This is a genomic window from Actinoplanes derwentensis (assembly GCF_900104725.1).
Lineage (GTDB): Bacteria > Actinomycetota > Actinomycetes > Mycobacteriales > Micromonosporaceae > Actinoplanes > Actinoplanes derwentensis.
This window is the reverse complement of sequence record NZ_LT629758.1, coordinates 7,040,001-7,065,372: the sequence shown is the minus strand read 5'-3', so window position 1 is coordinate 7,065,372 and position 25,372 is coordinate 7,040,001. Positions and strand designations below refer to the sequence as shown.

The 25,372-nt window shown below is 70.3% G+C and carries 22 protein-coding genes; 15 read left to right on the top strand and 7 right to left on the bottom strand.

Annotation, left to right across the window (positions count from 1 at the left end; translation table 11 throughout):
- Nucleotides 1-3: 3 nt before the first annotated feature.
- The 3 genes from BLU81_RS31055 to BLU81_RS31045 all read left to right on the top strand — a co-directional run bounded on the left by BLU81_RS31055 (nucleotide 4) and on the right by BLU81_RS31045 (nucleotide 3,466).
- On the top strand, nucleotides 4-648 hold the full coding sequence (locus tag BLU81_RS31055; protein ID WP_092549205.1) for a response regulator: 645 nt from the start codon (nucleotides 4-6) through the stop codon (nucleotides 646-648).
- Nucleotides 649-941: 293 nt separating this feature from the next.
- Entirely contained in the window at nucleotides 942-1,769 is an 828-nt protein-coding gene (locus tag BLU81_RS31050) for a hypothetical protein (RefSeq protein ID WP_092549202.1), read from the top strand.
- Nucleotides 1,769-3,466, top strand: a complete 1,698-nt coding sequence (locus BLU81_RS31045) for a hypothetical protein (protein ID WP_092549199.1) — start codon at nucleotides 1,769-1,771, stop codon at nucleotides 3,464-3,466. Before BLU81_RS31050 ends, BLU81_RS31045 begins: the two co-directional genes overlap by 1 nt.
- A gap of 31 nt (nucleotides 3,467-3,497) precedes the next feature.
- Here the strand turns inward: BLU81_RS31045 and pseI are convergent, their stop codons facing one another.
- The 4 genes from pseI to BLU81_RS31025 all read right to left on the bottom strand — a co-directional run bounded on the left by pseI (nucleotide 3,498) and on the right by BLU81_RS31025 (nucleotide 8,424).
- The gene (gene pseI / locus BLU81_RS31040; RefSeq protein ID WP_092549195.1) at nucleotides 3,498-4,514 is read right to left on the bottom strand and encodes a pseudaminic acid synthase; all 1,017 of its coding nucleotides are present in this window, start codon (nucleotides 4,512-4,514) and stop codon (nucleotides 3,498-3,500) included.
- On the bottom strand, nucleotides 4,511-4,960 hold the full coding sequence (locus BLU81_RS31035) for a GNAT family N-acetyltransferase (protein ID WP_092549192.1): 450 nt from the start codon (nucleotides 4,958-4,960) through the stop codon (nucleotides 4,511-4,513). The genes pseI and BLU81_RS31035 overlap by 4 nt, the downstream gene beginning before the upstream one ends.
- Nucleotides 4,961-4,964: 4 nt before the next feature.
- Nucleotides 4,965-6,026, bottom strand: a complete 1,062-nt coding sequence (locus tag BLU81_RS31030; protein ID WP_092549189.1) for a glycosyltransferase family 2 protein — start codon at nucleotides 6,024-6,026, stop codon at nucleotides 4,965-4,967.
- Nucleotides 6,027-6,126: 100 nt separating this feature from the next.
- A complete protein-coding gene (locus tag BLU81_RS31025; RefSeq protein ID WP_231953599.1) occupies nucleotides 6,127-8,424 on the bottom strand; it encodes a putative bifunctional diguanylate cyclase/phosphodiesterase in 2,298 nt (765 codons plus the stop codon).
- Nucleotides 8,425-8,540: 116 nt separating this feature from the next.
- Here BLU81_RS31025 and BLU81_RS31020 point away from each other — a divergent pair, with 116 nt between their 5' ends.
- The gene (locus tag BLU81_RS31020; RefSeq protein ID WP_092557875.1) at nucleotides 8,541-10,103 is read left to right on the top strand and encodes an amino acid permease; all 1,563 of its coding nucleotides are present in this window, start codon (nucleotides 8,541-8,543) and stop codon (nucleotides 10,101-10,103) included.
- Here the strand turns inward: BLU81_RS31020 and BLU81_RS31015 are convergent.
- Complete coding sequence (locus BLU81_RS31015) at nucleotides 10,075-10,575, bottom strand: hypothetical protein (RefSeq protein ID WP_172890651.1); 501 nt, start codon at nucleotides 10,573-10,575, stop codon at nucleotides 10,075-10,077. The genes BLU81_RS31020 and BLU81_RS31015 overlap by 29 nt on opposite strands.
- Before the next feature lie 94 nt (nucleotides 10,576-10,669).
- Here BLU81_RS31015 and BLU81_RS31010 point away from each other — a divergent pair, with 94 nt between their 5' ends.
- From BLU81_RS31010 to BLU81_RS30965, 10 genes are all read left to right on the top strand, one after another.
- Complete coding sequence (locus BLU81_RS31010; RefSeq protein ID WP_092549180.1) at nucleotides 10,670-11,071, top strand: MarR family winged helix-turn-helix transcriptional regulator; 402 nt, start codon at nucleotides 10,670-10,672, stop codon at nucleotides 11,069-11,071.
- Nucleotides 11,072-11,151: 80 nt separating this feature from the next.
- Nucleotides 11,152-12,726 (top strand): alpha/beta hydrolase, encoded by a 1,575-nt coding sequence (locus BLU81_RS31005; RefSeq protein ID WP_092549177.1) that lies wholly within the window; start codon nucleotides 11,152-11,154, stop codon nucleotides 12,724-12,726.
- Nucleotides 12,727-12,965: 239 nt separating this feature from the next.
- The gene (locus tag BLU81_RS31000; protein ID WP_092549174.1) at nucleotides 12,966-13,553 is read left to right on the top strand and encodes a TMEM165/GDT1 family protein; all 588 of its coding nucleotides are present in this window, start codon (nucleotides 12,966-12,968) and stop codon (nucleotides 13,551-13,553) included.
- A gap of 13 nt (nucleotides 13,554-13,566) precedes the next feature.
- Nucleotides 13,567-14,475, top strand: coding sequence for a cyclase family protein (locus BLU81_RS30995; RefSeq protein ID WP_092549171.1), 909 nt, complete (start codon nucleotides 13,567-13,569; stop codon nucleotides 14,473-14,475).
- A 44-nt stretch (nucleotides 14,476-14,519) separates the two neighbouring features.
- A complete protein-coding gene (locus BLU81_RS30990) occupies nucleotides 14,520-15,728 on the top strand; it encodes a tetratricopeptide repeat protein (protein WP_092549168.1) in 1,209 nt (402 codons plus the stop codon).
- Between the two features lie 420 nt (nucleotides 15,729-16,148).
- On the top strand, nucleotides 16,149-16,880 hold the full coding sequence (locus BLU81_RS30985) for a tetratricopeptide repeat protein (RefSeq protein WP_092549165.1): 732 nt from the start codon (nucleotides 16,149-16,151) through the stop codon (nucleotides 16,878-16,880).
- A 39-nt stretch (nucleotides 16,881-16,919) separates the two neighbouring features.
- A complete protein-coding gene (locus BLU81_RS30980) occupies nucleotides 16,920-17,669 on the top strand; it encodes a LamG-like jellyroll fold domain-containing protein (protein ID WP_092549162.1) in 750 nt (249 codons plus the stop codon).
- A gap of 43 nt (nucleotides 17,670-17,712) precedes the next feature.
- On the top strand, nucleotides 17,713-19,656 hold the full coding sequence (locus BLU81_RS30975) for an alkaline phosphatase family protein (RefSeq protein ID WP_231953598.1): 1,944 nt from the start codon (nucleotides 17,713-17,715) through the stop codon (nucleotides 19,654-19,656).
- Nucleotides 19,657-19,662: 6 nt separating this feature from the next.
- Entirely contained in the window at nucleotides 19,663-20,772 is a 1,110-nt protein-coding gene (locus BLU81_RS30970) for an NHL repeat-containing protein (RefSeq protein ID WP_092549156.1), read from the top strand.
- 89 nt (nucleotides 20,773-20,861) lie between these two features.
- Nucleotides 20,862-22,340: a hypothetical protein gene (locus BLU81_RS30965; protein WP_092549153.1), complete on the top strand. Its 1,479-nt coding sequence runs from the start codon at nucleotides 20,862-20,864 to the stop codon at nucleotides 22,338-22,340.
- A 105-nt stretch (nucleotides 22,341-22,445) separates the two neighbouring features.
- Here BLU81_RS30965 and BLU81_RS30960 read toward each other — a convergent pair whose 3' ends face one another.
- Together BLU81_RS30960 and BLU81_RS30955 are read right to left on the bottom strand one after the other, a co-directional pair.
- On the bottom strand, nucleotides 22,446-23,105 hold the full coding sequence (locus BLU81_RS30960; protein ID WP_092549150.1) for a DedA family protein: 660 nt from the start codon (nucleotides 23,103-23,105) through the stop codon (nucleotides 22,446-22,448).
- A 118-nt stretch (nucleotides 23,106-23,223) separates the two neighbouring features.
- Nucleotides 23,224-24,036 (bottom strand): SigB/SigF/SigG family RNA polymerase sigma factor, encoded by an 813-nt coding sequence (locus BLU81_RS30955; RefSeq protein WP_092549147.1) that lies wholly within the window; start codon nucleotides 24,034-24,036, stop codon nucleotides 23,224-23,226.
- 300 nt (nucleotides 24,037-24,336) lie between these two features.
- Between BLU81_RS30955 and BLU81_RS30950 the strand changes: the two genes are divergently transcribed.
- Nucleotides 24,337-24,759 (top strand): ATP-binding protein, encoded by a 423-nt coding sequence (locus BLU81_RS30950; RefSeq protein ID WP_092549144.1) that lies wholly within the window; start codon nucleotides 24,337-24,339, stop codon nucleotides 24,757-24,759.
- Nucleotides 24,760-25,372 lie beyond the last annotated feature (613 nt).

Sequence of the window (25,372 nt, the reverse complement as noted above, 5' to 3'; positions counted from 1 at the left end):
CGCATGCGGGTGGTCATTGCCGACGATGCGGTGCTGTTGCGAGAGGGCCTGATCCGGCTCGTCGAGGAGAACGGTCACACCGTCGTCTCGGCGGTCGGGGACGGCCCCTCGCTCGTCGAGTCGATCAAGAGACATCGTCCGGACGTCTCCATCGTGGACGTCCGGATGCCGCCGTCGCACACCGACGAAGGCCTGCGGGCCGCGGTCGAGGCCCGGGCGGCGGTGCCGGGCAGTCCGATCCTGGTGCTCTCGCAGTACGTCGAGGTGTCGTACGCCGACGATCTCCTGGCCGACCGCCGTGGTGCGGTCGGCTACCTGCTCAAGGACCGGGTCTCGCTGGTCGCCGAGTTCCTGGACGGGCTGAAACGGGTGGCCGAGGGCGGCACCGTGCTGGACCCCGAGGTGGTCGGCCAGTTGCTGGTGCGGCGCCGGCGCGACGACCCGATGCGCAGCCTGACCCCGCGCGAGCGGGAGGTGCTGGTGCTGATGGCGGAGGGATCGTCCAACACCGCGATCGCCCGCAAGATGGTGGTCACCGACGGCGCGGTGGAGAAGCACGTCCGCAACATCTTCACCAAGCTCGGTCTGCATCAGGACGACGAGCAGAACCGGCGGGTGCTGGCAGTTCTGGCCTACCTGCAGTCGTGAGCGGGGGAACCGGGCGGCCGGGGGGACGTGGCGGCGTCCGCCCCGGCCGGTTCCGGGCGCTCCAAGTGCTGGGGAGCGTTCCGAAGTCCACTTTAGATCAAGATCTTGGCGATGGTGTGGGCGGCCCCGATCGAGACCTCGACCTTAATTCTGGTGGTCGAGGTGGTGACTTCGCGATTGTGTGTCGGCGGTTTCGGGTGACAAAGGCCGCGAACACTCTATAAAACGGGCACGATAGCCGGAGGAACGGCTGATAACGTGCGGCTCCGCACGCCGACGGAGCGGAACGAAGAATGCACCACGCGAATCACCACTACGGGCATGCGCACATTCTGGCCCGGTACTGCGACATCCCGGACCCGATGCACCCGCCGCGGATCCGGGGATACCTGCAACACGGATGGAACATCGGGGACGGGCTCGCGCCCGGTACGCCGTACGTCGCCGGCACGCCCTTGCTCGTCTGGTCCGAGGAGACCCGCCGCCGATCCTGGTCACAGGGGCGCCGCAACGTGACGGTGGTCGGCGCGCCCTTCGCCTACCTGGTGGAGACGGCCCCGGCCGTCGAAGGCCCCGGCGAGGGCACCATCTTCTACCCGTTCCACGGCTGGGAGGGCCAGCAGGTCCACGGCGACCACCAGCGCCTCATCGACGAGGTGCTGGAGACCGAGACCGGGCCGGTCACCGCATGCCTGTACTGGAACGAGTACCGGATGCGCCCGGTGCGCGCCCTCTACGAGAAAGCCGGGTTCCGGGTCATCTGCCACGGCTACCGGGGATTCTGGTGGCGGGACAGCAACCGGGACTTCCTGGTGAACCAGCTCGCCGAGCTCCGCCGCCATCGGCGGGTCGTCTCCAACCGGCTGTGCAGCGCCATCTGGTACGGCCTGCTGGCCGGCCGGGAAGCCGCCGTCTACGGCGACCCGATGGTGCTCGACAACGCAGACATGACGTTCGGTGGCGAGCCCCGCCTGCACCGTCAGTGGCCGGAGGTCTACGGCCGGGAGACCGATTTCGCCACCTGTCACCAGCTCGCCCGGGCCCAACTGGGCGCCGATGAACTGGCCGGTCCCGCCGAGCTGCGCAAGCTCCTGGGCTGGCCGAAGGAAGGGTACGTGTGATGCCGGACCGTCCGGACCTGGCCGCGGCCGTCGCCGCCGCACCATTGACCAATCTGATCCGGTCCGGTGGCGAGATGTTCAACTGGACCGATACCAACGGCCGGGACAACGCCCTGCTGACACGTCTCGTCGTGGAAGTCGTGGAGCACGCCGGTCCGGGCCGGACCGTCCTGGTCGCGGGCCCGCACCCGGACGGCCTGGTCGCCGCGCTCACCGCGAGCGGCGCCTCGGTGAGCTGGCTGCTGCGCTCGCTGATCAGCGCCGAGACGGCCGCGCGCGTTCACCCCGCAGTCACTGTGCTGTCCGGTGCCTTCGGCAAGACCGACCTGACCGCCGGGTACGACGTGGTGGTCGCCGTCGGCGGTATCCAGCGCCTCAACTCGGCCGAGGGTGACCAGCTCTCCGCCGGGGAGTTGCTGGACCGGCTGGCCGCGGCGGTACGCCCGGACGGCGCCCTGATCCTGATGCACGACAACCAGCTCGGGGCCCATCACACGGTCCGGCTCGACCCGGGTGCCCGGCACCGGGACGACGCCGCCTGGCATCCGGCCGAGGCCACCGAGGGCCCGGCCGCCCGAGCCCAGCTGACCGCGCACCTGACCGATGCGGGGCTGGTGGTGGATGCCGCGTACGCCGCGTTCCCGGAACCGGCCGACCCGTCCGTACTCCTCGGAGGTGCGGCGCTCGGTGACGTCGCGTCGCCGCTGCGGCCCTGGCTGCGGACCGTCCTCGCGCAGGCCTACACCACGGCCTACCGCGGCCGGCCGGTCCTCAGCGACCCCCGCCGCCTGGTCACCCGGGCGCTGCGGGCCGGCGCCGAGGACACCGTGGCCGGCGGCTGGCTGGTCGTCGCCCGCGCGCCCGGCGACGTCGCTCCGGCCCGGGAATGGCCCGAGGTGCTGGTCAGCGACGTGCACGGGGTCTACGTGCCGGGTTCCGGCGAGTCGCTGGCTCCGGGCGCCGTCGACGGTCTGCGCCGCGAGCGGGTCGTGCACCCGGACGCCGCCGACCGGCTGGAGGACCGGCTGCTCGAACTGTGCGCGGCCGGCGACGTGCGGCGGCTGCGGCAGGAGATCACCCAGTACGAGTCGTGGCTCGGCATCGGCCCGGTCAGTGGGCCGCAGGCGCTCGCCGACCTCTCCGACATCGGGATCACCGCGGACGGACCGGTGGTGATGTCCGCCCGCTGGACGCCGGCCGAGCCGCTGCCCGCCCAGATCGTGCTGGTCCGGGCGTTGTGGCAGTTCGCGGTCCGGCTGATCACCTGGGGCCGTCCGCACCCGTGGCCGATCACCGCGAGCGCCGCCGATCTGGCCGCGATCCTGGCCGGGATGGCCGGGCGCAGTCTCGCCGACGACGAGCTGCGGGCCGCGATCGATCTCCAGATGGTGATCGACAGTGCCGAGTTCGGGCTCAGCCCGGCCGAACGGCAGGCCCACCGGCTGGCCCTGCTGGCCGTGCAGCCGGGTACCGCGCCGCTGGACGTGGCTGGGTATCACGAGTTGGCCGAGGCCCTGTGGCGACAGCGTTACCAGGCCAGTCATCTGCTGGCGATGATGGAGTGGAACGAGCAGATGATCCGCTCGCGCGACTCGGCGCTCAGCAAGATGGACTTCGAACTCCAGCTGCTGCGGCGAAGCTGGAGCGGCCGGAGTCTGATGCTGGCGAAACGGGCGTACAAGAAGGTTCGGAAGTAGGTTTCAGGGGGCCCGCGGGCCCCCTGAAACGCTAGATCAGATCCCAGGTCAGCGGCGTGCCCTTGGCCGCGTCGACGGCGAAGGTACGTCCCAGCACGGTGCCGATCGCGTCCGGTTCGAGCCCGCCGGTCGGCCGGATGGAACGAACGTTCTCCTCGGTCACCGGGTCGCCCGCTTTCACATCGGTCACGACGTAGAGCGACCGCCGGAACCGCAGGCTCTCCTTCTCCGCCTCGGTCGGCCCGATCGCCGTGGTGCCGAGCGCCTGCCAGGCCCGCTCCGACTCGGTGACCAGCAGATTCAGTTCGGCCTGGTCGAGGGAGAACGCCGAGTCCACGCCGCCGTCGGCCCGGTCCAGGGTGAAGTGCTTCTCGATCAGGACCGCGCCGTACGCCACCGCGGCGATCGGTACTCCGATGCCCATCGTGTGGTCGCTCAGGCCGATCGGCAGCCGCAGCGCCTCGGCGAGCACCGGGATGCGCCGCAGGTTGGTCTGTTCCGGCGGAGCCGGGTAGGACGCGGTGCAGCTGAGCACGGTGATGTCGGTGGCCCCGACCCCCTTGGCGGCCTCGACCGCGGCGGTGATCTCGTGCAGCGTGGCCATGCCGGTGGAGATGATGATCGGTTTGCCGGTCGAGGCGGCGAGCCGGACCAGCGGCAGGTCGGTGATCTCCGAGGACGCGATCTTGTACATCGGCGCGTCCAGCTTCTCCAGCAGCTCGACCGCGGTCCGGTCGAACGGGCTGGAGAACGGGGTGATGCCCCGCTCGCGGGCCCGTTCGAAGATCGGCGCGTGCCAGTCCCACGGGGTGTGCGCACGCTCGAAGAGCTGGTAGAGGTAGTCGCCGCCCCACAGGTCGTGCCCGGCGGAGATCTGGAACCGCGGGTGCTTGACGTCCACGGTCATGGTGTCCGCGGTGTACGTCTGGATCTTGATGGCGTCGGCGCCGGCATCGGCCGCGGCGTCCACCAGGGCCAGCGCCCGGTCGAGCGAACCGTTGTGGTTGCCCGACATCTCCGCGACGATGTACGGCTTCTTGCTGCTCATCTGTTTCTCTCCGTCCAGACGACCGTCTTCGGCACGCCGTCGATCAGCCGTTCGTATCTGCGTGTCTCGCGGAACCCGAATCGCCGGTGCAGTGCGAGGACCTGCTTGTTGTCGGCGAGTGTCTCGCCGCCGAGGGTGTCGAGGCCGAGGGTGCCGAAGGCGTACTCGACGGCCGCCTTCTCCAGTCGCATCCAGGCGGGCAGGAGGCGCGGGCCGAGCCCTTCGAGGTCGAGGTAGAACGACCAGGTGGTGCCATCGAAGATCACCACACCGGCCGGGACGCCGTCCTCTTCGTAGATCAGGACGTTGTCGCTGCGCTTGGCCCACCAAGCGGCGTGCTCGGCGGGTTGGATCTCGTGCGTGGTCAGGCTGACGGCACGTACCGAAGGATGGTTGCGCCAGGGGAGGACCAGGTCACGATCGGAGTCACGGGCGGGTCGGAGCACGCCGTCAACGTAGGGAGGTGGTCTTGACCCGTTGTGGCGGTGACGGGATGTCCCGGGAAACCGCAGGTGTCCGTTGGGTGGACCGGCGCCGGATACCCGCGACCCGGTAACCGGTGCGCAGTGCCGCGTACATCGCGTAGCTGTTCGCCGCGACCAGCCGGTGCTTGAGACCGGGGGTGCCGGTGGGCGGCAGATAGCCGTCCGGGCGGTGCCGTCGGTAGAGCGCGGCGATCTCCCGGAAGAACGCGCGGCGGCGTCGCGGATGCACCCGGCTCTCGTTGCCCGCGACCACCAGCAGATGGCTGATCATCAAGGTGAACACGCGTACGCGCAGCGCGGGATCGGCGTCCTGCCCGTCAAGCCAGGCGTAGAAGCGGTCCCACTGCTCGAAGGCCTCGAAGTGCCGGTCGCTGCGGGTCGCGGTGATCGCCCCGAACCGGCCGACCCGGTAGTGGTAGCAGACCCGGTTCAGCACGTCGAGACGCTCGGCGGCGATCAGGACCGGGTTGCTGAACGGGACGTCCTCGTACCAGCCGGCCGGGAACCGCAGCTCGTGCTTGGTCAGGAAGTCCCGGCGCAGCACCCGGTTCCAGGCGGTGTGCTGCAGGCCGATCAGGTGTCCCAGTTCGGGCGGCCCGGCCAGCAGCGGTGAACTCGGGTCGGACTGCAGACGGCCGCTCTCGTGCACGCGCAGGTGGTCGATGAGCAGCACGTCGGGTTCGGTCTCGCGCAGCCGGTCCAGCACGGCCCGGACCGAACCGCGGGGCAGCCAGTCGTCGCTGTCGACGAACCAGACGTACGCGCCGCGGGCCTCGGCCAGCCCGGCGTTGCGGGCCAGCCCCAGTCCGACGTTGCCGTCCAGGTGCAGAACCCGCAGGTCACCGTGCCGGGCTGCGTAGTCGTCGAGCATCGTGCCGCAGGAGTCCGGTGAGGCGTCGTCGACGGCGATCACCTCGACCCGGGCGTTCTCCTCCGGAGTCAATCCGGAGCGGATCGACTCGAGACACTGGTAGAGGTAGCCCTCGACCGCGTAGACCGGCACTACGACGGTCAGCAGAACATCCATGCCACAACCGTCGGCCCCCTGGATGAAGTCGAGGGGAACCGAAGTTGTCGGGGATCTACATCACAGGCAACTCTACCGGTCTAATCAACAAACTCCTCTTTCACGCGGCGGTCGGCGGGAACAGCAGATCCTGCATCGCCTCGGGGGTCAGCGGCTCGGCGAAGAAGTAGCCCTGGCCCAGCTCACAGTTGCCGTCGGTCAGTTCGCTGAGCTGACCGGCGTCCTCGATCCCCTCGGCGACCGTGGAGAGTTGCAGGGCCTGACCGAGCTGGATGATGCCGAGGGTCAGCGCCGCCGCGGCGGGCACGTCACCGACGTCGTCCACGAAAGACTTGTCGATCTTGATGATGTCCACCGGGAACCGCCGCAGGTACGCGAGTGACGAATAGCCGGTGCCGAAGTCGTCGATGGCCAGGCGTACGCCCAGGGCCTTGACCGCCGCCAGCCGGTCCAGCGTCTCCTGCCGGTGATCCACCAGCAGCGACTCGGTCAACTCGATCACCAGGCACTGCGCCGGCAGGCCGCTCTCGGCCAGCGCCGAGCTGACCAGCTCGGTCAGCTCGACCCGCTCCAACTGCACCGCGGACAGGTTGACACTCACCGACAGCGGATTGCCCGGCTCCCGCTGCGCGTTCCAGCCGGCGGCCTGGCGACAGGCCTCGCGCAGCACCCACTCGCCGATCGGGACGATCATCCCGGTCTCCTCGGCCAGCGGGATGAAGTCCAGCGGCGGGATCATCCCGCGTTCCGGGTGCTGCCAGCGGACCAGCGCCTCCAGACCGGAGATCTCGTTGGTGGCCAGCCGCACGATCGGCTGGAACCGGAGCTGGAACTCGTGCCGCAGCACCGCCCGGCGCAGGTCGGCCTCCATCTCCAGGTGCCTCTGGAAGGACTCGCGCATCGACGGCTCGAAGACCGCGTACTGGTCCTTGCCCTTCTTGGCCTCGAACAGCGCCAGGTCGGCCCGGACCAGTAGCTCCTGGGCGTCGTGCTGGCCGGCCTCCCCGAAGGCGACCCCGATGCTGCAGGTCACGAACGTCTCCCGGCCGTCCAGGTCGAACGGCTCGCGCATCGCGGTCACGATCCGCCGGGCCACCGGGACGGCGGCCTCCACGTTGTTGGCCTCCGGTAGCAGCACGGCGAACTCGTCGCCGCCCAACCGGGCCGCGGTGTCGTCGGTGCGCAGGCACTCCCGTAGCCGGTCGGCGACCGCGGCGAGCAGCTGGTCGCCACTGCCGTGCCCGAGCGCGTCGTTGATCATCTTGAACCGGTCCAGGCCGACCAGCAGCGCGGCGGCGCCGCCGTTGCGGACATTACCCAGAGCGTTCTCGGTACGGGTGACGAACAGCGACCGGCTGGCCAGCCCGGTCAGCGAGTCGTGGAACGACGCGTTCATCTCGGTCAGCGTCCGGGCGTCGGTGACCGCCAGGCTGGCGTGCTCGGCGAAGGCCAGCAGCATCTCCTGCGACGCCTTGTCCCAGTCGCGGCGGACGGTGTGCATCCCGGCGAACATCGCGCCGACCACCACACCGTTCTCGTGCACCGGCACCGCCATCACGCTCTTGACCCGGTGCTGCACCAGCTCCGGCACCGCGATCGGCGAGTTGCTGTAGTCGTCCACCGCGACCAGCTCGTCGCCCATGATCGACAGCCCGACCACGCCGAGGGCGGCCACCGGGATCCGCTGCATCTTCGCCGGAACGTCGTCCGGGACACCGGCCGCCGAGACCAGACTCATCCGGTCCGGGTCGTCGTTCTCCAGCACGGTAAGCCCGGCGATGTCGACGTCGAGCAGTTCGGCGACCCCGGCGGTGACCCGGTTCAGGATCTCGGGCAGCGGTTCCCGCCGCGCGATCGCCCGCTGGATCTGGCTCAGCTCGTCGAAGAGCCGCTGCCGGCGCCGCAGCGAGTCGATCAGGCGGCTGTTCTCGCTGGCCTGGCGACGTTCCGCCTCGACCAGGTGCAGCGCCTGCAGACTCAGTTCGAGGACCCGGGCCATGCCACGGAGCAGACAGATCTCCTCGTCGGTGAAGTCGCTGAGGTCGCTTGAGTCGCCGGACTCACGGCCGATCACCAGCATGCCGGAGGACGCGCCGCCGAGCGGCGCGACCGCGAGCGTGTAGGTCACGTCACCGACTCGTAGGGTGGCCGGCCTGCCGGCCAGATAACTGGTGGTCAGGGCGTATGCGGGAATCCGGTTCACCGGTAGCCCGACAGCCGCAGCCACGCCACCGTCGACCATGAGAACTGCCAGGTCGGCATCGAGTGCGCGTAAGGCGCACTCCACGGCGGCGTGCTGCGCGGCGGATTCGTCGGGCCTGTCGGCCACGACGGCGAGGAACTCCGTCAGTTGCTGGGTGGCGAGCACGAGGTTGCAGTCGGCGGTTGTGGGGTGCACCTGAGGGAAACCCGCAAGCAGTTCGAGGTTCGTGCCAATCTGGTCACGAACGGTCATTGGGCCGATACGTACGGTTGTCAAAGGCGGCCGGTTTCCGACTGAATAGATCCGTGGAGATGCACGGGTTGGCGGCTGGCCGGGTCGGTGCCGCTTCGATCGCCTTCCTCGGAGTGGCCGCGGCCGCCCCGATCGTCACCCTGGTCACCGTGATCCCGGCGGTGCTCGCCGACGGAGCCGGGCAACTCGTGCCCTGGGCGTTCGCCGCGGCCGGGCTGACCCTGCTGCTGCTCTGCGCCGGGCTGGCGTCGATGTCCCGTCGTTTCCCCAGCACCGGCGCGGCGTACTCACTCGTCGCCCGCGGCCTCGGCCGGCCCGCCGGGCTGGCCGTCGCCTGGTTGTCGGTGGCCGGCTATCACGCGATCCAGTTCGGTCTCTACGCGCTCGCCGGTCTCGCCGCCGCCCCACTGCTGAGCAGCTTCCTCGGACTGACTCTGCCCTGGTGGGCGGTGGCCGCCGCCGGCTGGGCGCTGGTCGCGATCTGCGGCACGATGCGGATCGAGATCGCCGCCGGAGTGATCGGTCTCTTCGCGGTCGCGCAGGCCGCCGTGCTCGCCGGCATCGGCGCCGCGAACGTGCTCCAGCCGGCCGGCGACCGGGTCACCGCCGACTCGATCCTGATCGCCGACCCGATCGTCCTGGACCGGCCCGCTCTCGGCCTGCTGCTCGCCGTCGCAGTGCTCACCTTCGCCGGATTCGAGTCCACCGCGGCCTACGCCGAGGAGGGCTTCCAGCCCCGCCGCAGCGCCGGCTACGGGGCGCACGGGGCGGTCCTGCTGATCACCCTGCTGCTCGGTGGCCTGACCTGGAGCCTGATCGTGGCGGCCGGCCCGGACCGGGTCGCCGCACTCGCCGGGGCCCGGGGCTCCGAGCTGCTCTTCGACCTGGCCGCCGACCGGCTCTCCCCGTGGGCCGTGACACTCGGCCGGTTCATGCTGCTCGCCGGGGTGATGGTGGCGATCCTGGCGCTGCACCAGATGATCGCCCGGCAACTGTTCGCGCTCGGGCGGGAGCGGGTGCTGCCGGGGGTGCTGGGGGCGGCCGCCCACCGGACCGCCGCGCCGCGCGCCGCGTCGGTGACCCAGTCGCTGATCGCCGGCGCCACGATGACCGGCGCCTACCTGGCCGGCGCCGACCCCGGGCCGCGGACCGCCCGCTGGCTGATCGTCGGCGGCGCCCTGAGCATCCTGGTGGTGCTGCTGCTCGTCTCGGTGGCGGCCCTGCTGCACCTGAACCGTGTCCCCGGGCGGGAGGGGGCCTGGGGACGCTTCGTCGCGCCCGTGCTGTCCACGGTGTCACTGGGCAGCCTGGTCTTCCTGGCGTTCCGGGACCTGCCCGCCCTGCTGGACATGCCGTCCGGGTACCCATTGGTCCGGGCCATTCCGGGCTGCCTGGCGTCGTGTGTCCTGCTGGCCGTGGCGCACGCGCTGTTGCTGCGCCGGTTCGCACCGGTCCGCTATGCGGGTGTCGGCCTGGCCGGGATGGCGGTGGTGGTCACGCCGCCCGGTGGCGTGCACGCCGAGCCGGTGGCCGGCCCGGAGCCGGCCCGGATCCCCCGGCAGCGTGACCCCGGTGCCCATCGGCCCGACCGGGTCAGCCAAAGAAGTCCCGGACCTGAGTGAGGGTCAGATAGCCCTGCGTCTCCAGCTCCCGCGGGATCGACGGCAAGCTCTTGGCGGTGACCTGGACCTCGTCAGCGTCGTCCGGCAGCGGTGACGACGCCGGGGTGGGCGGCAGGCCGGCGAGGGCCATCGCCTCCCGGATCACCTCGAACATGGTGCGTACCTCGACGGCAGCCCACCGGGCGAGGTCGTCGGGGCCGGTCCCGGCGGGCGGCAGTGCGCAGGTGAAGTTGGCGCGCAACCGGTCGTCGACGCGGTGCAGGTCGGCACTGGGCCGCAGATGGTCGAGCCGGCCTTCGGTGACGATGCCGAGTTCGCAGCCCTGGAATCCGGACGCGTGCCACCACTGCTGCCATCGCGGGTCCGCGTCCAGGGCCTGTACGGCGTGTCGCAGCGCCAGCAGGTAGTGCTGAGGCGCCCGGCCGTCCCGAGTTGCCGTCCCCAGCCGCGGGCGGAGCCAGAACTCGTCCATGGTTCGCAATGGTCGCAAATCGGACGGCTCGGGGTGCGGATTCCGGGGTGGCGCGTCCGAGTGGGTTACCCGGCTCGAATGATAAGTATCGGTCATGGACATCGTCCTGACCCTCGACCGGCTCAACTCCGGACTGCGCCGGATCATGCCTCGCGACGAGTTGAGCCTGGCGGCGGCCTCGACCCTGGCACGGCTGCATCGACGCGGCCCGCAGCGACTCACCGACCTGTACCGCCCCGAAGGAGTGACACAACCGGCGATGACCCAATTGGTCACCCGGCTGGAACGGGACGGTCTGGCCATCCGTAGTTCCGATCCGGTGGACGGCCGGGGCGTGGTGGTCACCGCCACCGACGCGGGCCGATTCGCGGTGGTTCGCCGCCGGGCGATCCGGGCCGCGGCGCTCGGGGAGCGACTGCAGCGGCTGTCCGAGGCGGACCAGGCCGCGATCCGGGCGGCACTGCCCGCCCTGAACCGGCTGAGTCAGGAGATGTGATGTCCTCAAAAACCACCTTTTGAGGGGGTAACCCGGCGTGTACGGGTGATACCTGACCGCGGGAACCACAGCATGGGGGAATGAGAAGATTCTGGGCGGCCGCCGCAGCGGTCGCGCTCTGCACGGCCGGCGCCGGTGTCACCGGTGCCCGAGCCGAGACGGCGCGCGGAGGACCGGCTCCGATCGCTTGGAGCGCTTGCACCGAGGGCACGCTGAAGTCGCACAGTGCCGAGTGCGGGTTTCTCTCCGTACCGATGGACTACGCCGAACCGGGCGGAACCAAGATCCAGATCGCGGTGTCCCGGATCAAGGCCACCGCGCCGGCCGCCGAACGCCAGGGTGTCATCCTGGTCAACCCCGGCGGTCCCGGCGGGGCCGGGCGCAACCTGGCGACCCTCGGCCAGAACGTGCCGAAGAAGGCCGGAGCGGCGTACGACTGGATCGGCTTCGACCCCCGTGGGGTGGGCGCCAGCAAACCCAAGCTCACCTGCGACAGCACGTACACCGGCTACCAGCGGCCACCGTACGTGCCGGACAGCGCGGAGATCGAGAAGCAGTGGCACGCTCGGACCACCGGGTACGCGGCCGCCTGCGCCAAAGCCGGCGGCGCCCTGCTGGACCACATGCGCACCGAGGACACCGTCCGGGACATCGACAGCATCCGGCAGGCCCTCGCCGAGGAGAAGATCAGCTTCTACGGCTTCTCGTACGGCACCTACCTCGCCCAGGCCTACGCCACCCGCAACCCGGAACGGGTGCACCGGATGGTTCTGGACGGCGTGGTCAACCCGGGCCGGGTCTGGTACCGGGCGAACCTCGACCAGGACGTCGCGTTCGAGAAGGCGATCAAGGTCTACTTCAAGTGGGTCGCCAAGTACGACTCCGTCTACCACCTGGGCCGCACCCCGGCCGCCGTGTCGAAGACCTACTACCGGCAGCTCGCCGCCCTCGCCGGGAAACCGGCCGGGGGGAAGATCGGGCCGGCCGAGCTGACCGACGTCTTCCTGCAGGCCGGCTACTACGTCTTCGACTGGGAGGAGATCGCCAGGGCCTTCTCCGCCCTGGTCAACCGGAAGGACGCGGTGCCGCTGCGGCGGCTCTACGACGGGAACCGCCCGAAGGCCGAGGGCTCCGACAACGGCTACGCCGTCTACCTGGCCGTTCAGTGCACCGACGCGCCGTGGCCGGCGAGCTGGAAGAAGTGGGCGCGGGACAACTGGCGGACGCACCGGAAAGCGCCGTTCGAGACCTGGGGCAACGCCTGGTACAACGCGCCCTGCCGGCACTGGGCCGCCGACCCCGGCACCCCGATCGAGGTGGACGGCGCCAAGGCCCCGCCGATCCTGCTGATCAGCGAGACGCTCGACGCGGCCACCCCGTACGCCGGTGCCCTGGAGACCCGCCGGCGCTTCCCGCGGTCGGTGCTGGTCGAAGGTGTCGGCGGCACCACCCACGCCGGCTCGCTCTACGGCCACGCCTGCGTCGACAACACCATCGCCGACTACCTGGCCACCGGCGCGCTGCCCGGCCGGGTCAAGGCGGACCGCTCCGACAAACAGTGCGAGCCGATCGCCAAACCGACCCCGTTGGCGCCGGACGCCAAGAAGCCTGCCGGTGCGCGCGAGGAACTGCGCCGGCTGATCGACGGACGTTGACGCCGACGGCCCGGTGGCATCCGTCACCGGGCCGTTGACCAGCACGTGAGTTATGCTCGGTCCTGCGAAGGGGAGTAGCTCCCAATGTCGCGGTCGACATACTGATCCCGGTTCTCCGGGCTCCGGCCGCGCGGCCTCGATCCCGAGGCGAGCGAGACCTTCGACCAGGCCGTATTCGTTTCGGCCGGGTCGAGGTCGCCCTGCGCCCAACGCCCGGTCGTGTTTCACCGGGAGTTCTCGTGGAAGGTTTCCTCGCCGCGCTGGGCATCAGCTTCGCGGTCATCTTCGTCGCCGAGCTGGGCGACAAATCACAGCTCATGGCGATGACGTTCGCCACCCGCTTCAAGACCGTTCCGGTGCTGATCGGCATCACCGTGGCCACCGCCGTGGTTCACCTGGTGTCGGTCGGCATCGGCTACGGCCTGGGCGCCACCCTCCCGACCGGCTGGATCGCACTGATCGCCGGTATCGCCTTCCTCGCTTTCGGCGCCTGGACGCTACGCGGTGACAAGCTCACCGACGACGAGAAGACCAAGGCCGAACGCTCCACCGGCTCCGCGATCTGGGCCGTCGGCGGCGCGTTCTTCCTGGCCGAACTGGGTGACAAGACGATGCTGGCGACCATCACGCTGGCTACTCAGCACGGCTGGTTCGGTGTCTGGGTCGGCTCCACGGTCGGCATGGTCGCCGCCGACGCGCTCGCCATTCTGGTCGGCCGCTATCTCGGGCGTCATCTACCCGAAAAGGTCATCAAGTACGGAGCCGCCGCACTCTTCGCTATCTTCGGCATCTGGTTGATCACCGAAGGTGTGATCGAAGTGCGATAAAAGGGAGCCAACCGTGCTGGAGTACCGGGCCGAGTTCGACGCCGAAGTAGCCCTCGACGGTGGGGGCGAGCTGACGGCGCGGGGCTTCCGGTTGGTCATCCCGCACGCCGACGTCACCGAGGGCGAGATCGCCGACATGCTGATCGCCTCGCTCGCCCCGCAGCGGGTCGAACGGGCCAAGGTCAGCGACGTCCGGATCCTCGCCGAACCGCGCTCGCCGGCCGGGGACTCCCCGGCCGAGCGGGTCCGGTTCGTCGAGCTCAGTCACGTCATCACCGACGGGCTGGTCACCTACCCGGGCCTGCCCGGCCCGGAGATCACCGCTCACCTGACCCGGGACGCCTCCCGGGCCGTCTACGCGCCCGGCACCGAATTCGCAATCGACCGGATCAGCATGCTCGGCAACACCGGCACCTACCTGGACAGCCCGTTCCACCGCTACCCCGACGGCGCCGACCTGGCCGGACTGCCCCTGGAACGGCTCGCCGGACTGCCTGCCGTGGTGGTCCGCGCGGTCGGGCGGGAACGCGGCGTCACCGCCGAGATGCTGGCCCACGTCGTGGTCACCGGGCACGCGGTACTGCTGCACACCGGCGGCGACCGGCACTGGGCCACCCCGGACTACGGCACCGACGCCCCCTACCTGACCCGGGACGCCGCCGGACTGCTCGCCGAACGAGGCGCCGTCCTGGTCGGCATCGACGCCGTCAACATCGACGACATCTCCCCGGCCGCCGCCGGGGAACGCCCGGCGCATACGCTCCTGCTGGCAGCCGGTATACCGGTCGTCGAACACCTCACCAACCTGCGCGAACTGCCCCCGCGCGGAGCCCGGTTCACCGCCGTCCCACCCCGGATCGCCGGATTCGGCACGTTCCCGGTCCGCGCCTACGCCACCGTGCCGGTCGAGGAAACCTGCTAGGGAAGACGGAGCCGGACCTCCGGACCTTCTAGGGAACACGGAGCATGACGCAGAACCTGGACCTGGCCAGACTTCAGCTCGGCCGCGGCGAACCGGCAGCGGCCGCCGCACTGCTCGGCCCGATCCTGGCCGCCGAACCCGACCACGTGCCCGCCCTGGTCCTGATGACCCATGCGCAGCTCGCGTTGCAGAAACCCGAACTCGCCGACGAACTGGCCCGCCGCGCCGTCGAACACGCCCCCGAATGGCCCGACGCCCTGTCCGCCCTCAGCCGGGTACACACCGAGATGGGCCGGCACGACCAGGCGATCGCCACCGCGCGAGCCGCCGCCGACCGGCAGCCGGAGAACCCGTTCCGGCACAACCGGCTGGCCTGGGCCCTGCTGGAGGACGGCCGGCGCTCCGTCGAAGCCGAACACGCGGCTCGCGAGGCGATTCGGCTCGACCCGCAGGAGGCCGACTTCCGGATCACCTACGCGATGGTGATGAAGCAGCTCACCCTGCACGACCGGGCCCGCCAGGCACTGCGGGACGCACTGGCCCTGGAACCGGACAACGCGGTCGCCCGGCACGAACTGGCCGCCTTCGACGTCGTGCACCACAACCCGTTCGCCCTGACCCGGCTCGCCCGGGGCGCCGCCGGCCTGGTCGGCGCACTGCGCGCCGACCCGAAACAGGAGGCCAGCCGCTACCTGCTCGATCTGGCACTGCGCCAGTTCCTGGTCTGGACCGCGATCATCCTGGCTTTCCTGGCCTACCTCGGCTGGCGTTTCACCGAGACGTCCACCGGCACCGCCCGCACCTTCGCCGCCGTCGCGGTACTGGCCCCCGCCGCTTACGCCGGCTACTTCCTGCACCGTCTCGACCCCGGCCTGCGCCACTACGTCCGCGGCCTGCTCACCCAGGGCCGCCAGCGTCTGGCCCTGGCCGCCACCGCGATCGCGGTCCTCCCACTGCTCCTGGCCCTGATCGCCCCCGCTGCGTGGCTTCCGGTCCTGCTCGGCACCGCGACGTTCGCCGGCTTCGCGGTCCGCCTGCTCACCGCTCCCGCCGACGAACCCGGCGGCTCCGGCCGAGGCCTCAGCACCGCGTCCCTGTGGCGGATCGTGGTGGTCAGCGCGGCACTGGGCACCGGTTTCACCTTCACCGACGCCCTGTCGCACCCATGGCGCCTGCCCACAGCCGGCTTCGCCTTCGCGATCACCGCGGTGGTCCTGGTCCTGATCGCGCGCCGCCGCCAGCGAGTTTCCTAGACCCTTTCTGGTACGAGCGACGAACAGCCCTCTGGCGGCCCCGCGCGGCAGGCGTTCCCGCCTGGCCGCCTCGCGACCGCCGGGCGGAAGCGTCCCGGCACGGCCCACCCGCCAAGGCCGTCCCGAGACTCCCACCGCCCGCCCGGTTTCCGCGTGGCAAGTCGGTGTGCGTAAGTGTCCACGCCGGGCCGGACGGCGGTCAGTGTGGCAAGTTGGGGTGCGGATCGCACCGTAAGTGACCACGCTGGTTGGACCGCGGCCACCGCATTCGGCCCGGCGGTCGCGGGTCGGCCCGGACCGGCGTCGACCTCGCGGGGCCGCCAGGGGACTGTTCGTAGCTCGTACCGGAAATGCTCAGAAATCTTTTGTCTCTGCCGACGTGCATCGTGTGGAGTCCCGCAGTGTTTCCGGAGCCGCTCGATGACCGAACTCGCCGCCTCGCCGGGCATGAACCTGAACCTGACCGCCTCGCACGACCCCGCCGGACGATCGTTCGCTGATCCGAGTGACGCCGGTGTGGCCAGGGCTGCCGCGTTGTTCGAGGACATGCAGCCGGACAAGGCCGCGGAGATGCTGGCTCCGGTGTTGGCGAGCCGGCCGGATTCGGCGGCGGGGTGGATTCTGATGGCGCGGATCCGGTTGGCGCTGGATCAGGTGCCGCCGGCGTTGGAGGCGGCGAGCCGGGCGGTGGAGCTGGCGCCGGAGGATCCGCGGCCACCGGCGATCGCGAGCCGGGCGCTGACCCTGTTGGGGCGGCATGACGAGGCGATGAGCATGGCTTACCGGGCGGTGATCGTGGAGCCGAAGAACCCACTGTGGCACGACCGGGTGGCGTGGGCGCTGATGGCCGCGGACCGGCAGTTGGGCGATGCCGAGCAGGCGGCCCGGACCGCGGTGGGGCTGGACCCGAACGAGGCGCACTTCTATTTCACGCACGGGGTGACGCTCGCGGCTCTCGGGCACGTGGACCAGGCCCGGCAGGCGCTGATGACGTCGTTGCGGCTGGAACCGGAGAACCCGGTGGCCCGGCATCGGCTGGACGTCCTGAACGGTACGGCGGCCCCGGTGCCGGAGAAGAAGAAGCGCGGGTGGCGGCTGTTCGGGCGTAAGAACGAGAGCAAGCCGGTACGCCCCGAGGAGTTCCGCCCCTGAAATAACCGACATAAAGCCATGGCGAGTCATAATTCGGGCATGAGATCGTGTCTGTCCGCAGTGACTTCGGGCATCGCCGTGGTTCTCATCGCCGTGGTTCCGGGAACCCTGGTCTCCGGCGTTCCGGCGGCGGCCGGCGTGCCACCCCAACCGGCGACGATGACCGCGCACTACGGCTTCAACGGCCGTTCCAGCAGCATCATCGACGAGTCCGGCAACGGGCACACCCTGCGGGTGATCTCGTTCCAGGGCGGCCGGGTCCGCCCGGTCGTGCACGGCCCCGGCACCGCCCTCGCCTTCCCCGGCAAGTGCAGCGACCGGATCTGCCCGCAGGTGGCGTTGCAGAGCGACGACTCGGCCGACCTGAACCCGGGCACCCGGGACATCGCGTTCGGCGCCGACGTGCTGCTCGGGCCGGGCCAGACCAGCTCCGGCCAGAACGTGCTGCAGAAGGGCTACTCGACCATCAGCAGCCAGTACAAACTCCAGATCGACGGCGCCGCCGGTCACCCGAGCTGTGTGCTCGTCGACGTGCGCAAGCCCAAGATACGGGTGGTCCGCAGTGTGATCGCCGTCGCCGACAACCGCTGGCACCGGGTGCGCTGCCAGCGCCACGGCACCCGCTGGGAGATCTACGTCGACGAGGTGCTCCGCGGCCGCAGCACCGTCCCGGCGAAGCTGAGCGTCGCCAACGGCCTGCCGCTGAGCATCGGCGGCAAGGGCTTCTACCGCGACAACGACCAGTTCAACGGGGTCCTCGACAACGTCTGGGTGCGGATCGACCGCTGAGACCCGTTCGGGTTCCGGCGCCCCGATGTGCCATCGTCGAAGGGTGCCCCTTCATACCCTGCTCACCCGGGTTCGGGCCGTGCTACGCAGCGCATTGACCACCTTCGTGGTGCTGACGCTGACCCTGTGGCTGATGCCCGGCGTCGCGAGCACCGACATCGTCGACACCCTCGGCCTCGTGGTGCTGGTCGCCCTGGTCGGCGCGGTGCTGCGCCCGCTGCTGTTGCTCGGCATCACCGCGCTCGGCGGCTGGGCGGCCATGCTGCTCGGCGTGGTCGCGCAGGTGGTGGTCATGGTGGTGGCGCTGCGCCTGGACCCGGGCAACCGGATCAGCGGCCTGCCCAGCCTGCTCACCGCCGCGGTCCTGGCGGTGATCGTGGCGGCGCTGATCGACTGGATGGCCGACAGCGGCACCGACGACATGTTCGTGCGGGAGGCCCGGCGTCTGATGCGGGCGGTCCGCCGCCGCTCCGCCGGCCGTCTCCTGAACTTCCGCAGGCAGCCGCCCGGCACCGAACCGGGCCTGCTCATGGTGCAACTCGACGGAGTGGCCGAGCCGGTGCTGCGCTGGGCGATCCGGGCCGGCAACCTGCCGACTCTGGGCCACTGGCTGCGGACCGGCACCCACACCGCCCGCGGCTGGCACACCGGACTGCCGTCGACCACCCCCGCCTCGCAGGCCGGCATCCTGCACGGGGCGAGCCGGCAGATCCCGGGTTTCCGCTGGTACGAGAAGGAGACCGGCAAAATCATGGTCGCCAACCGGCCCCGCGACGCCGCGGTCATCGAGACCCGGCTCAGCGACGGCCGCGGCCTGCTCCGGGACGGCGGGGTGAGCATCAGCAACGCGTTCAGCGGCGACGCGGTCACCAGCCTGATCACGGTCAGCCACGCGGCGCTGCCCGGCCGGTCGGCCCGGGGTTGGGCGGCGTTCATGGCCTCTCCGTACGGATTCACCCGCGCCCTGGTGCTCGGCGTCGCCGAAGTCTTCACCGAACTGCATCAGGCCCGCCTGCAGCGCCGCCGCAACGTCCAGCCCCGGGTCAGCCGCTCCGGCGCGTTCCTGGCACTGCGCCCGGCCTCGATGCTGCTGCGCGATGTGAACGTCTCGCTGATGGCCGAGCAGATGGCCCGGGGAGTGCCGGCGATCTACTGCGACCTGGTCGACTACGACGAGGTGGCGCACCACGCCGGCCCGGCCCGCCCGGAGTCGATGCGCCAGCTGGAGAGCCTGGACCGGATGCTTGGCGTGCTCCAGAGGCTGGCTCCGGAGGCGGCCCGCGACTACCACCTGGTCGTGCTCTCCGACCACGGGCAGAGTCAGGGCCCGACGTTCCGCCAGCGCCACGGTGAAGGGCTCGACGAGGTGGTGAACCGGCTCGCCGCCGACGCGCTCACGGTCTCCTCGGGCAACCTGTCGATGATCTACCTGACCCGGTTCCCGGCCCGGCTCAAGCAGGGCGCCATCGAGCACGCCCACCCACACCTGATCAGCGGGCTCGCCATCCATCCCGGTGTCGGTGTCGTCGTGGTCCAGGGCGAAGAGGGGCCGATGGCATACGGGTCCGGAGGCTCGCATCATCTGCGGGACGGGGTGGTCGTCGGCCTCGACCCGCTCGCGCAGTACGGCGAACACGCCCGCGCCGACCTGCTCCGTCACCAGAGCGCCGCACACGTCGGGGACCTCGTGGTGATCAGTTCGGTGGACCCGGAGACGCAGGAGGTGTCCGCGTTCGAGGAGCTGGTCGGCTCGCACGGTGGCCTGGGCGGCTGGCAGACCGACGCGATGCTGGTCCACCCGTCGTCCTGGCCGGTCACCCACGAGCTGGACAACCCGGACGCGCTGCACCGGCAACTGATCGACTGGCTGGTCATGCTGGGCCTGCGCGCTCCGGAGACGGTGGCCCTCGACTCGTCCGCACCGCTACACCCAGAAAGCCAGGAAAAAATAGCTAATGCGCGACTTTCGCCCATCAGGGAGAGTTGACGTCATGTGCGCCTGTTTGTCCTGATTCTCCTTTTGGTTCTGTCCACCGCGGCCCCGGCACGAGCCGTCACCAACACCGCCCGAACCGCCCCCACCTTCAACGGCACCGTCCACGCCGTCGCCTACCTGGGCACCACGGTCTACGTCGGCGGATCGTTCACCCGAGCGAGCTGGGGCGGGCGCAACTGGCCACGGGAACGGCTCGCGGCGTTCGACTCCCGCACCGGCGCCCTGCTGAGGTGGTCACCCACCGCCGACGGCACGGTCCGGGCCCTGGCCACCGCCCCCGGAGCGGTCTACGTCGCCGGTGACTTCCACCGCGTCGCCGGCAAACGACGCGACTCGATCGCCCGGCTGCACCCCACCGGCAACACCATCAGCCCGTTCCGGCAGTACCTGACCGGTACCCCGCACGCCCTCGTCATCGGCAACGGCCGTCTCTACCTCGGTGGCGCCTTCACCTCCGTCAGCGGCCACCGGCAGACCAACCTCGCCGCGTTCTCCCTGGCCACCGGTCGCCTCGACGCCCGCTGGCACCCCGCCACCGACGGCCGGGTGCACACCCTCGCCGCCGTCGGTGGCCGAATCTTCCTCGGCGGCGCCTTCACCACCGTCAACGGTGACCGGAGCGCAGCCCGGCTGGCCGCCGTCGACGCCGGCTCCGGCACACTCGACCGCCACTTCCGGCCCACCGTCACCGCCGAGGTCAACGACATCGCCGTCGACGGCACCGGGGTCTACGCCGCCACCGGTGGCCAGGGCGGACGTGCCATCGCTTATGGCCTCGACGGCCGGACCCGCTGGCAGCGCGTCTTCGACGGGGACACCACCGCCGTCACCCTCGCCGGTGGCACCGCCTACGTCGGCGGCCACTTCGACCGGGTCTGCCTCACCGCCCGCAACGGCCCGCACGGCAGCTGCCTGGACGGCTCGGTACCGCGCGTCAAACTGGCCGCGATCACCGCCGCCGGCCGGCTGACCGAGTGGAACCCCCAGGCCAACGGCGTGATCGGAGTCCGCGTTCTGGGCACCGACCCGGCCACCGGAGCCCTCGACGCCGGCGGCGACTTCACCACCATCGGCGGCCGGATCCGCCCTCGCTTCGCCCGCTTCTGATAACCCGTGCCTAAGGACCGCACAGGATCCACATAGCCACGCTCGGCAGTCTTCTCGGCGTCAGCACCCGAGCGGACCGAGGAGCGCCGATGACTCAGCACGATCCGACCGCCCACACCGGGGCGATTCCGAGACGGCCCGAGGACCACTGGGAAGCCCCGGCGTCCCGTCCGCGCACCCCCCACGGTGAACCCGGAGTGCCCGACCCCAACTCGCTGCCGGCCGACTGGTCCCCGTCCGGGACCGCCCACGCCGGCTCCAGCCACACCGACCACGGTTACCGGACACCGGCCAACGCACCCGTCTCCGCCTACACCCCCGGAGCACCGACCGGCTTCACCTCGGTCGAGTCCACCGGCTACAACGCTGTCGTCTCCCCGCGACAGTCCGGTCACGCTCCCGCCGCACCGGGATCGCCCGCACCGGGATCGCCCGCTCCGGCGTTCGGGCGGTCCCCCTCCGAGTACGCCTCCGAGGGCCGAGTCAGCGCGAGCCGTCCCGGCGAGGGCTGGGCCGATGTTCCGGGCGAGACGGGGTACACCTCGGGGCGATCCGGTCGAAGCGCCGACTACGACCCGGCCGCCTCCTGGAACGGCAACACCACGATGGGTGCCGAACGCACCACCTCCGACCGGGACCGGAACCCCTGGGTCGTCACCCCGATCCCCGATCGTGTCCCGGCCGAGTGGGACGACACCGCTGTCCCGGACTCGATCCCGCAGTCATGGACCGAGGACGCCAGGCACCGGTCCGAACCACCGACCGCCACCTGGAACACCCCGTCCGGCCAGGGCAGATCCACAAACGGGGAATGGCAGTCGACGGAATCCGAGGCTGCCACCGAACAGTGGCACTCACCCCGTGGACACACGCCCCGTGGGGACTCGCCCCGGGCGGGAGCTCCGGCCGAGCCCGCGACCCGGTCCTGGAACGCGACACCAGCCGACCAGGAGACCACCGGCTGGCATGGTGCGCTGCCCGAACCCGCCACCACCGGCTGGCATACAGCGTCGGCTGAACCCGCCACCGCCAGCTGGACCGCGGCTCCGGCTGAACCCGCGACCACCGGATGGCATGCGGCTCCCGGTGAACCCGCGACCACCGGCTGGGGCGCCGGGCCGGGTGAACCCGCGAACGGAACGTGGAACGGCCCGGTCGTGACTCCGGCCGACGCCTGGAGCGCGGCGCCCGACAGCCGACCGGGCTCGTGGGAGGCCGCTGAAGCGCCGGGCCAGGCGTGGAACGGTGCGTCCCGGTCGGTGGCGGCCCGGAGTGCGCAGGTCCCACGTACCGAAGCCGGGTCTTCTGCCGCCGGGCAACCGGAACCGGCCGCCGCACCCGGTGTCGCGCCCACGCCCGGAACCCGTCGCAGCCCCAAGCTGACCCTGGTCGCGGCCCTGATCGCCGCTGCACTGGCCGGTGGTGGAGTGGGCGCCGGGATCGTGGCCTACGTCGGTGGGGGAGCCGCGTCGACCGCGCCCACCGCTCCGTCCGGGGGCGCACCCGGCGGGCAGGCACCACCCGGCGGACAGGCCGCGCCCACCGCTCAGGCTTCGCAGGGCACCTGAGAAGGCTCGGAATCGACTTTGCTCGGGGGATGAAAGCGGAGACGGTTCCCGCTGTGGGCGGCGGGAACCGTCTTCGTCATCAGATCAGCGCGTCGGCCGGAGCTGTCAGGCCTGGGTCTCCTCGACCTCTTCGGACCGGGCCCGGCGCCGCCGGACGTGCCGCACATGCAGTGTCACGTAGGTGGCGATGGCGACGACCACCAGCCCGATGGCCGGCCACTGGTACTTGTGGACCTGGCCCATGATCATCACGAGGTTGGAACCGAGGAAGTAGGCAAGTGTGCACCAGAACCCCACCCACAGCGCCGCTCCGATCGCGTTGTAGAGCAGGAACGTTCGCCAGGGCATTCGGGTGATGCCGGCGATCACGCCGTTGAGCTGCCGCAACCCGTCGATGAACCGGGCCACCACGATGATCCGGTTACCGCGCCGGGCGAAGAACTCCTCGGCTTTCGCCAGCCGGGCCGGGGTCACGAAAATGTATTTCCCCCACCGGTGCACGATCCTGCGGCCGCCGCGCAGCCCGATCCAGTAACCGATGTTGTCGCCGATCACCGCCGTGGCGAACGAGATCAGCGCGACCAGAAAGATGTTCATCCGGCCGTAGCCCGCATAGATCGACCCGGCCACCATGATCGTCTGGCCGGGGGCGGGAACGCCGAAGCTCTCCACCACGATCACGCCGCCGATCGCCAGATAACCCCAGCGGTCCAGGATCGGGGCCACGGAGTGCAGGAACCCGGGAAGGTCAGCAGAAGGTGGCATCCGCTACACGGTAGCCGCACCCGGCATCCCCGGCCGCACGGACCTGTGTCACACGGGCATCTTCTTCATGACGAAAGCGGCGCCGACCACAGGCCGGCGCCGCTGTTCATACAGAGAGTCAGATGGAGTCCGCGGCGAGCTGGCCGCGCAGCTTCGTCAGCGCCTTGGTGAGCAGGCGGGAGACGTGCATCTGGGAGATCCCGATCTGGTCGGCGATCTGCGACTGGGTCAGGTTCCCGTAGAAGCGCAGCGTCAGGATCTTCTGCTCGCGCTCGTCGAGAGTGGCGAGCGCCGGTCCGAGCGCGACGCGGGTCTCGGCGACCTCGAACTCGTGGTCCTCACCGCCGAGGGTGTCGCCCAGCTCGGTGGTGCCGTCGGCGCTGATCGGGGTGGAGAGGGACGTCGCGTTGTACGCCCGGGCACCCTCCAGGCCCTCCAGCACCTCTTCCTCGGTGATGCCTAGGTGGACGGCGATGTCCGAGACCAGCGGCGACCGGCCCAGCGAGTGGGTCAGTGTGGCGTTGGCTTCGGTGATGGCGAGCCGCAGCTCCTGGAGGCGGCGCGGCACCCGGATCGACCAGGTGCGGTCACGGAAGTGCCGCTTGATCTCGCCGATGATCGTGGGAATCGCGTAACCGGCGAAGTCGACACCGCGCTCGGGGTCGAACTTGTCGACGGCCTTGATCAGGCCGACGTTCGCGGTCTGGATCAGGTCGTCGGTGGGCTCGCCGCGGCCGGAGTAGCGGTGCGCGAGGTGCCGGGCGAGAGGCAGCCAGGCCTCGATCGCCCGATCCCGCAGCGCGGGGCGTGACGGGTGACCAGCCGGCATGGCGGCCATCGCGGCGAGTAGTTCGGCGGCACTGTCGACGGGAGCCTTGGCGCTGGCCGTGGTCTCGGTCGACACCGTTGTCTTGGACTCGGTGACGGTCATGTCGTGGTCCTCCCTGGCACCGTTCCGGAGAGCCGGCCCCATGATTGGGGCCCGGGTCGGGTGGGTATCCATAGCTCGTTCAGGCGGCGTGTAGAACGCGCCTTTCAGAGCGCACTTGGCCGTTCGGTTATGCAGACTCTATACGACAGGTCTAGAGAACACTAGCCGAAAGTATGAGGTGTATAGCGGGACAAATCGGTAGAAAACCTGCTCAGGCGGCCGTGACCTAGGCCTCTCGGGTCGGAGAAGACGACTCTTACGGGTCTCCGATTCCCCCGCCGGAGTGGGCAAGATGGGCGGATGACGTCGCCTCCCACGCCGGTTCCGCACCCGGAGGCGACCGAGGTCCGCCGCTGGAATCTCGACGACGTCGGCGGACTGCGCCACCTGCGAGCCGGGCTTCGGGAAGCAGTAGCCGGAACCCCGCTCGACACCGAAGACGGCCTTGACCGCCTCACCGTCGTCGCCACCGAGCTGGCCACCAATGCCCTCCGGCACGGCCGCCCGCCCACGGTCATCCGTCTACTACGCGAGCCCGGCCTTCTGATCCTCGACGTCGCCGACCACGACCTCGCCGGTGAGCCGCTTCTCGACCTGTCCCGGCCCGTCGGACTGGGCGGCCTCGGTCTGCGGCTGGTCAAGACGTTCGCCAACGGGTTCGGCTGGCATCGCACGGCCAAGACCAAACACATCTGGGCAACATTCGATCTTGTACGGGGGTAGATTCGCGCGCTCGGTGGCGTTCCTTCCGGCACTCCGCCTCCCGCGGCTTCTTCTGGGCGGTCCCCGCTAGCTGCGTTCTCTTGAGCCTCCCTGTCCACTCGGCTTCTCTTGGGTCTTGAGTCGCCGTGTTCACCCGCGCGTTCCTACTGTCCTGCGCTGGGGTGGCGCCGGCCTCCGGTGTCCTGCTCTTTGGGGCAGGCCTTCGGCGGCTTGCTCTCTGAGGGCCGGCCTACGGGCGTTAATCACGGGCCGGAGCAATTCTGGTGCCCTTGTGACGGCACGGGCTGATGCGAGACATGTTCATTCCGTACGCGATCCACTTCGTATGGTCATCGGCCTCATCCGGCTCGCCGGCACCAGCCGCAACTGCCGCGTGAGAGGGAGGGGGGCCGATTTGGCGTTGCGGGAACCACCGGGTAATGTTTTGGGAGCAGCAGGGAAACGGGCGAGGCAAGCGGGTCAAGCAACACAGACTCGCAGCGGCCGTCCTGCTGAACCCCAACGAAGAGCACCACGAAGCATCGTGTAATCTTCTGCGGGACTTGAGCGAATTCCTCGCTCACCGAATTCGAGGGAAACCCCGGATTTGGCGAGACGGAATAGCTCGGGTAAA

Excerpts from the sequence above, each read along its gene's own strand:
- BLU81_RS31055 (WP_092549205.1), top strand. The coding sequence starts at position 4 with ATGCGGGTGGTCATTGCCGACGATGCGGTGCTGTTGCGAGAGGGCCTG.
- BLU81_RS31050 (WP_092549202.1), top strand. The coding sequence starts at position 942 with ATGCACCACGCGAATCACCACTACGGGCATGCGCACATTCTGGCCCGG.
- BLU81_RS31045 (WP_092549199.1), top strand. The coding sequence starts at position 1,769 with ATGCCGGACCGTCCGGACCTGGCCGCGGCCGTCGCCGCCGCACCATTG.
- pseI (WP_092549195.1), bottom strand. The coding sequence starts at position 4,514 with ATGAGCAGCAAGAAGCCGTACATCGTCGCGGAGATGTCGGGCAACCAC.
- BLU81_RS31030 (WP_092549189.1), bottom strand. The coding sequence starts at position 6,026 with ATGGATGTTCTGCTGACCGTCGTAGTGCCGGTCTACGCGGTCGAGGGC.
- BLU81_RS31020 (WP_092557875.1), top strand. The coding sequence starts at position 8,541 with ATGCACGGGTTGGCGGCTGGCCGGGTCGGTGCCGCTTCGATCGCCTTC.
- BLU81_RS31015 (WP_172890651.1), bottom strand. The coding sequence starts at position 10,575 with ATGGACGAGTTCTGGCTCCGCCCGCGGCTGGGGACGGCAACTCGGGAC.
- BLU81_RS31010 (WP_092549180.1), top strand. The coding sequence starts at position 10,670 with ATGGACATCGTCCTGACCCTCGACCGGCTCAACTCCGGACTGCGCCGG.
- BLU81_RS31005 (WP_092549177.1), top strand. The coding sequence starts at position 11,152 with ATGAGAAGATTCTGGGCGGCCGCCGCAGCGGTCGCGCTCTGCACGGCC.
- BLU81_RS30990 (WP_092549168.1), top strand. The coding sequence starts at position 14,520 with ATGACGCAGAACCTGGACCTGGCCAGACTTCAGCTCGGCCGCGGCGAA.
- BLU81_RS30985 (WP_092549165.1), top strand. The coding sequence starts at position 16,149 with ATGACCGAACTCGCCGCCTCGCCGGGCATGAACCTGAACCTGACCGCC.
- BLU81_RS30980 (WP_092549162.1), top strand. The coding sequence starts at position 16,920 with ATGAGATCGTGTCTGTCCGCAGTGACTTCGGGCATCGCCGTGGTTCTC.
- BLU81_RS30965 (WP_092549153.1), top strand. The coding sequence starts at position 20,862 with ATGACTCAGCACGATCCGACCGCCCACACCGGGGCGATTCCGAGACGG.
- BLU81_RS30960 (WP_092549150.1), bottom strand. The coding sequence starts at position 23,105 with ATGCCACCTTCTGCTGACCTTCCCGGGTTCCTGCACTCCGTGGCCCCG.
- BLU81_RS30955 (WP_092549147.1), bottom strand. The coding sequence starts at position 24,036 with ATGACCGTCACCGAGTCCAAGACAACGGTGTCGACCGAGACCACGGCC.
- BLU81_RS30950 (WP_092549144.1), top strand. The coding sequence starts at position 24,337 with ATGACGTCGCCTCCCACGCCGGTTCCGCACCCGGAGGCGACCGAGGTC.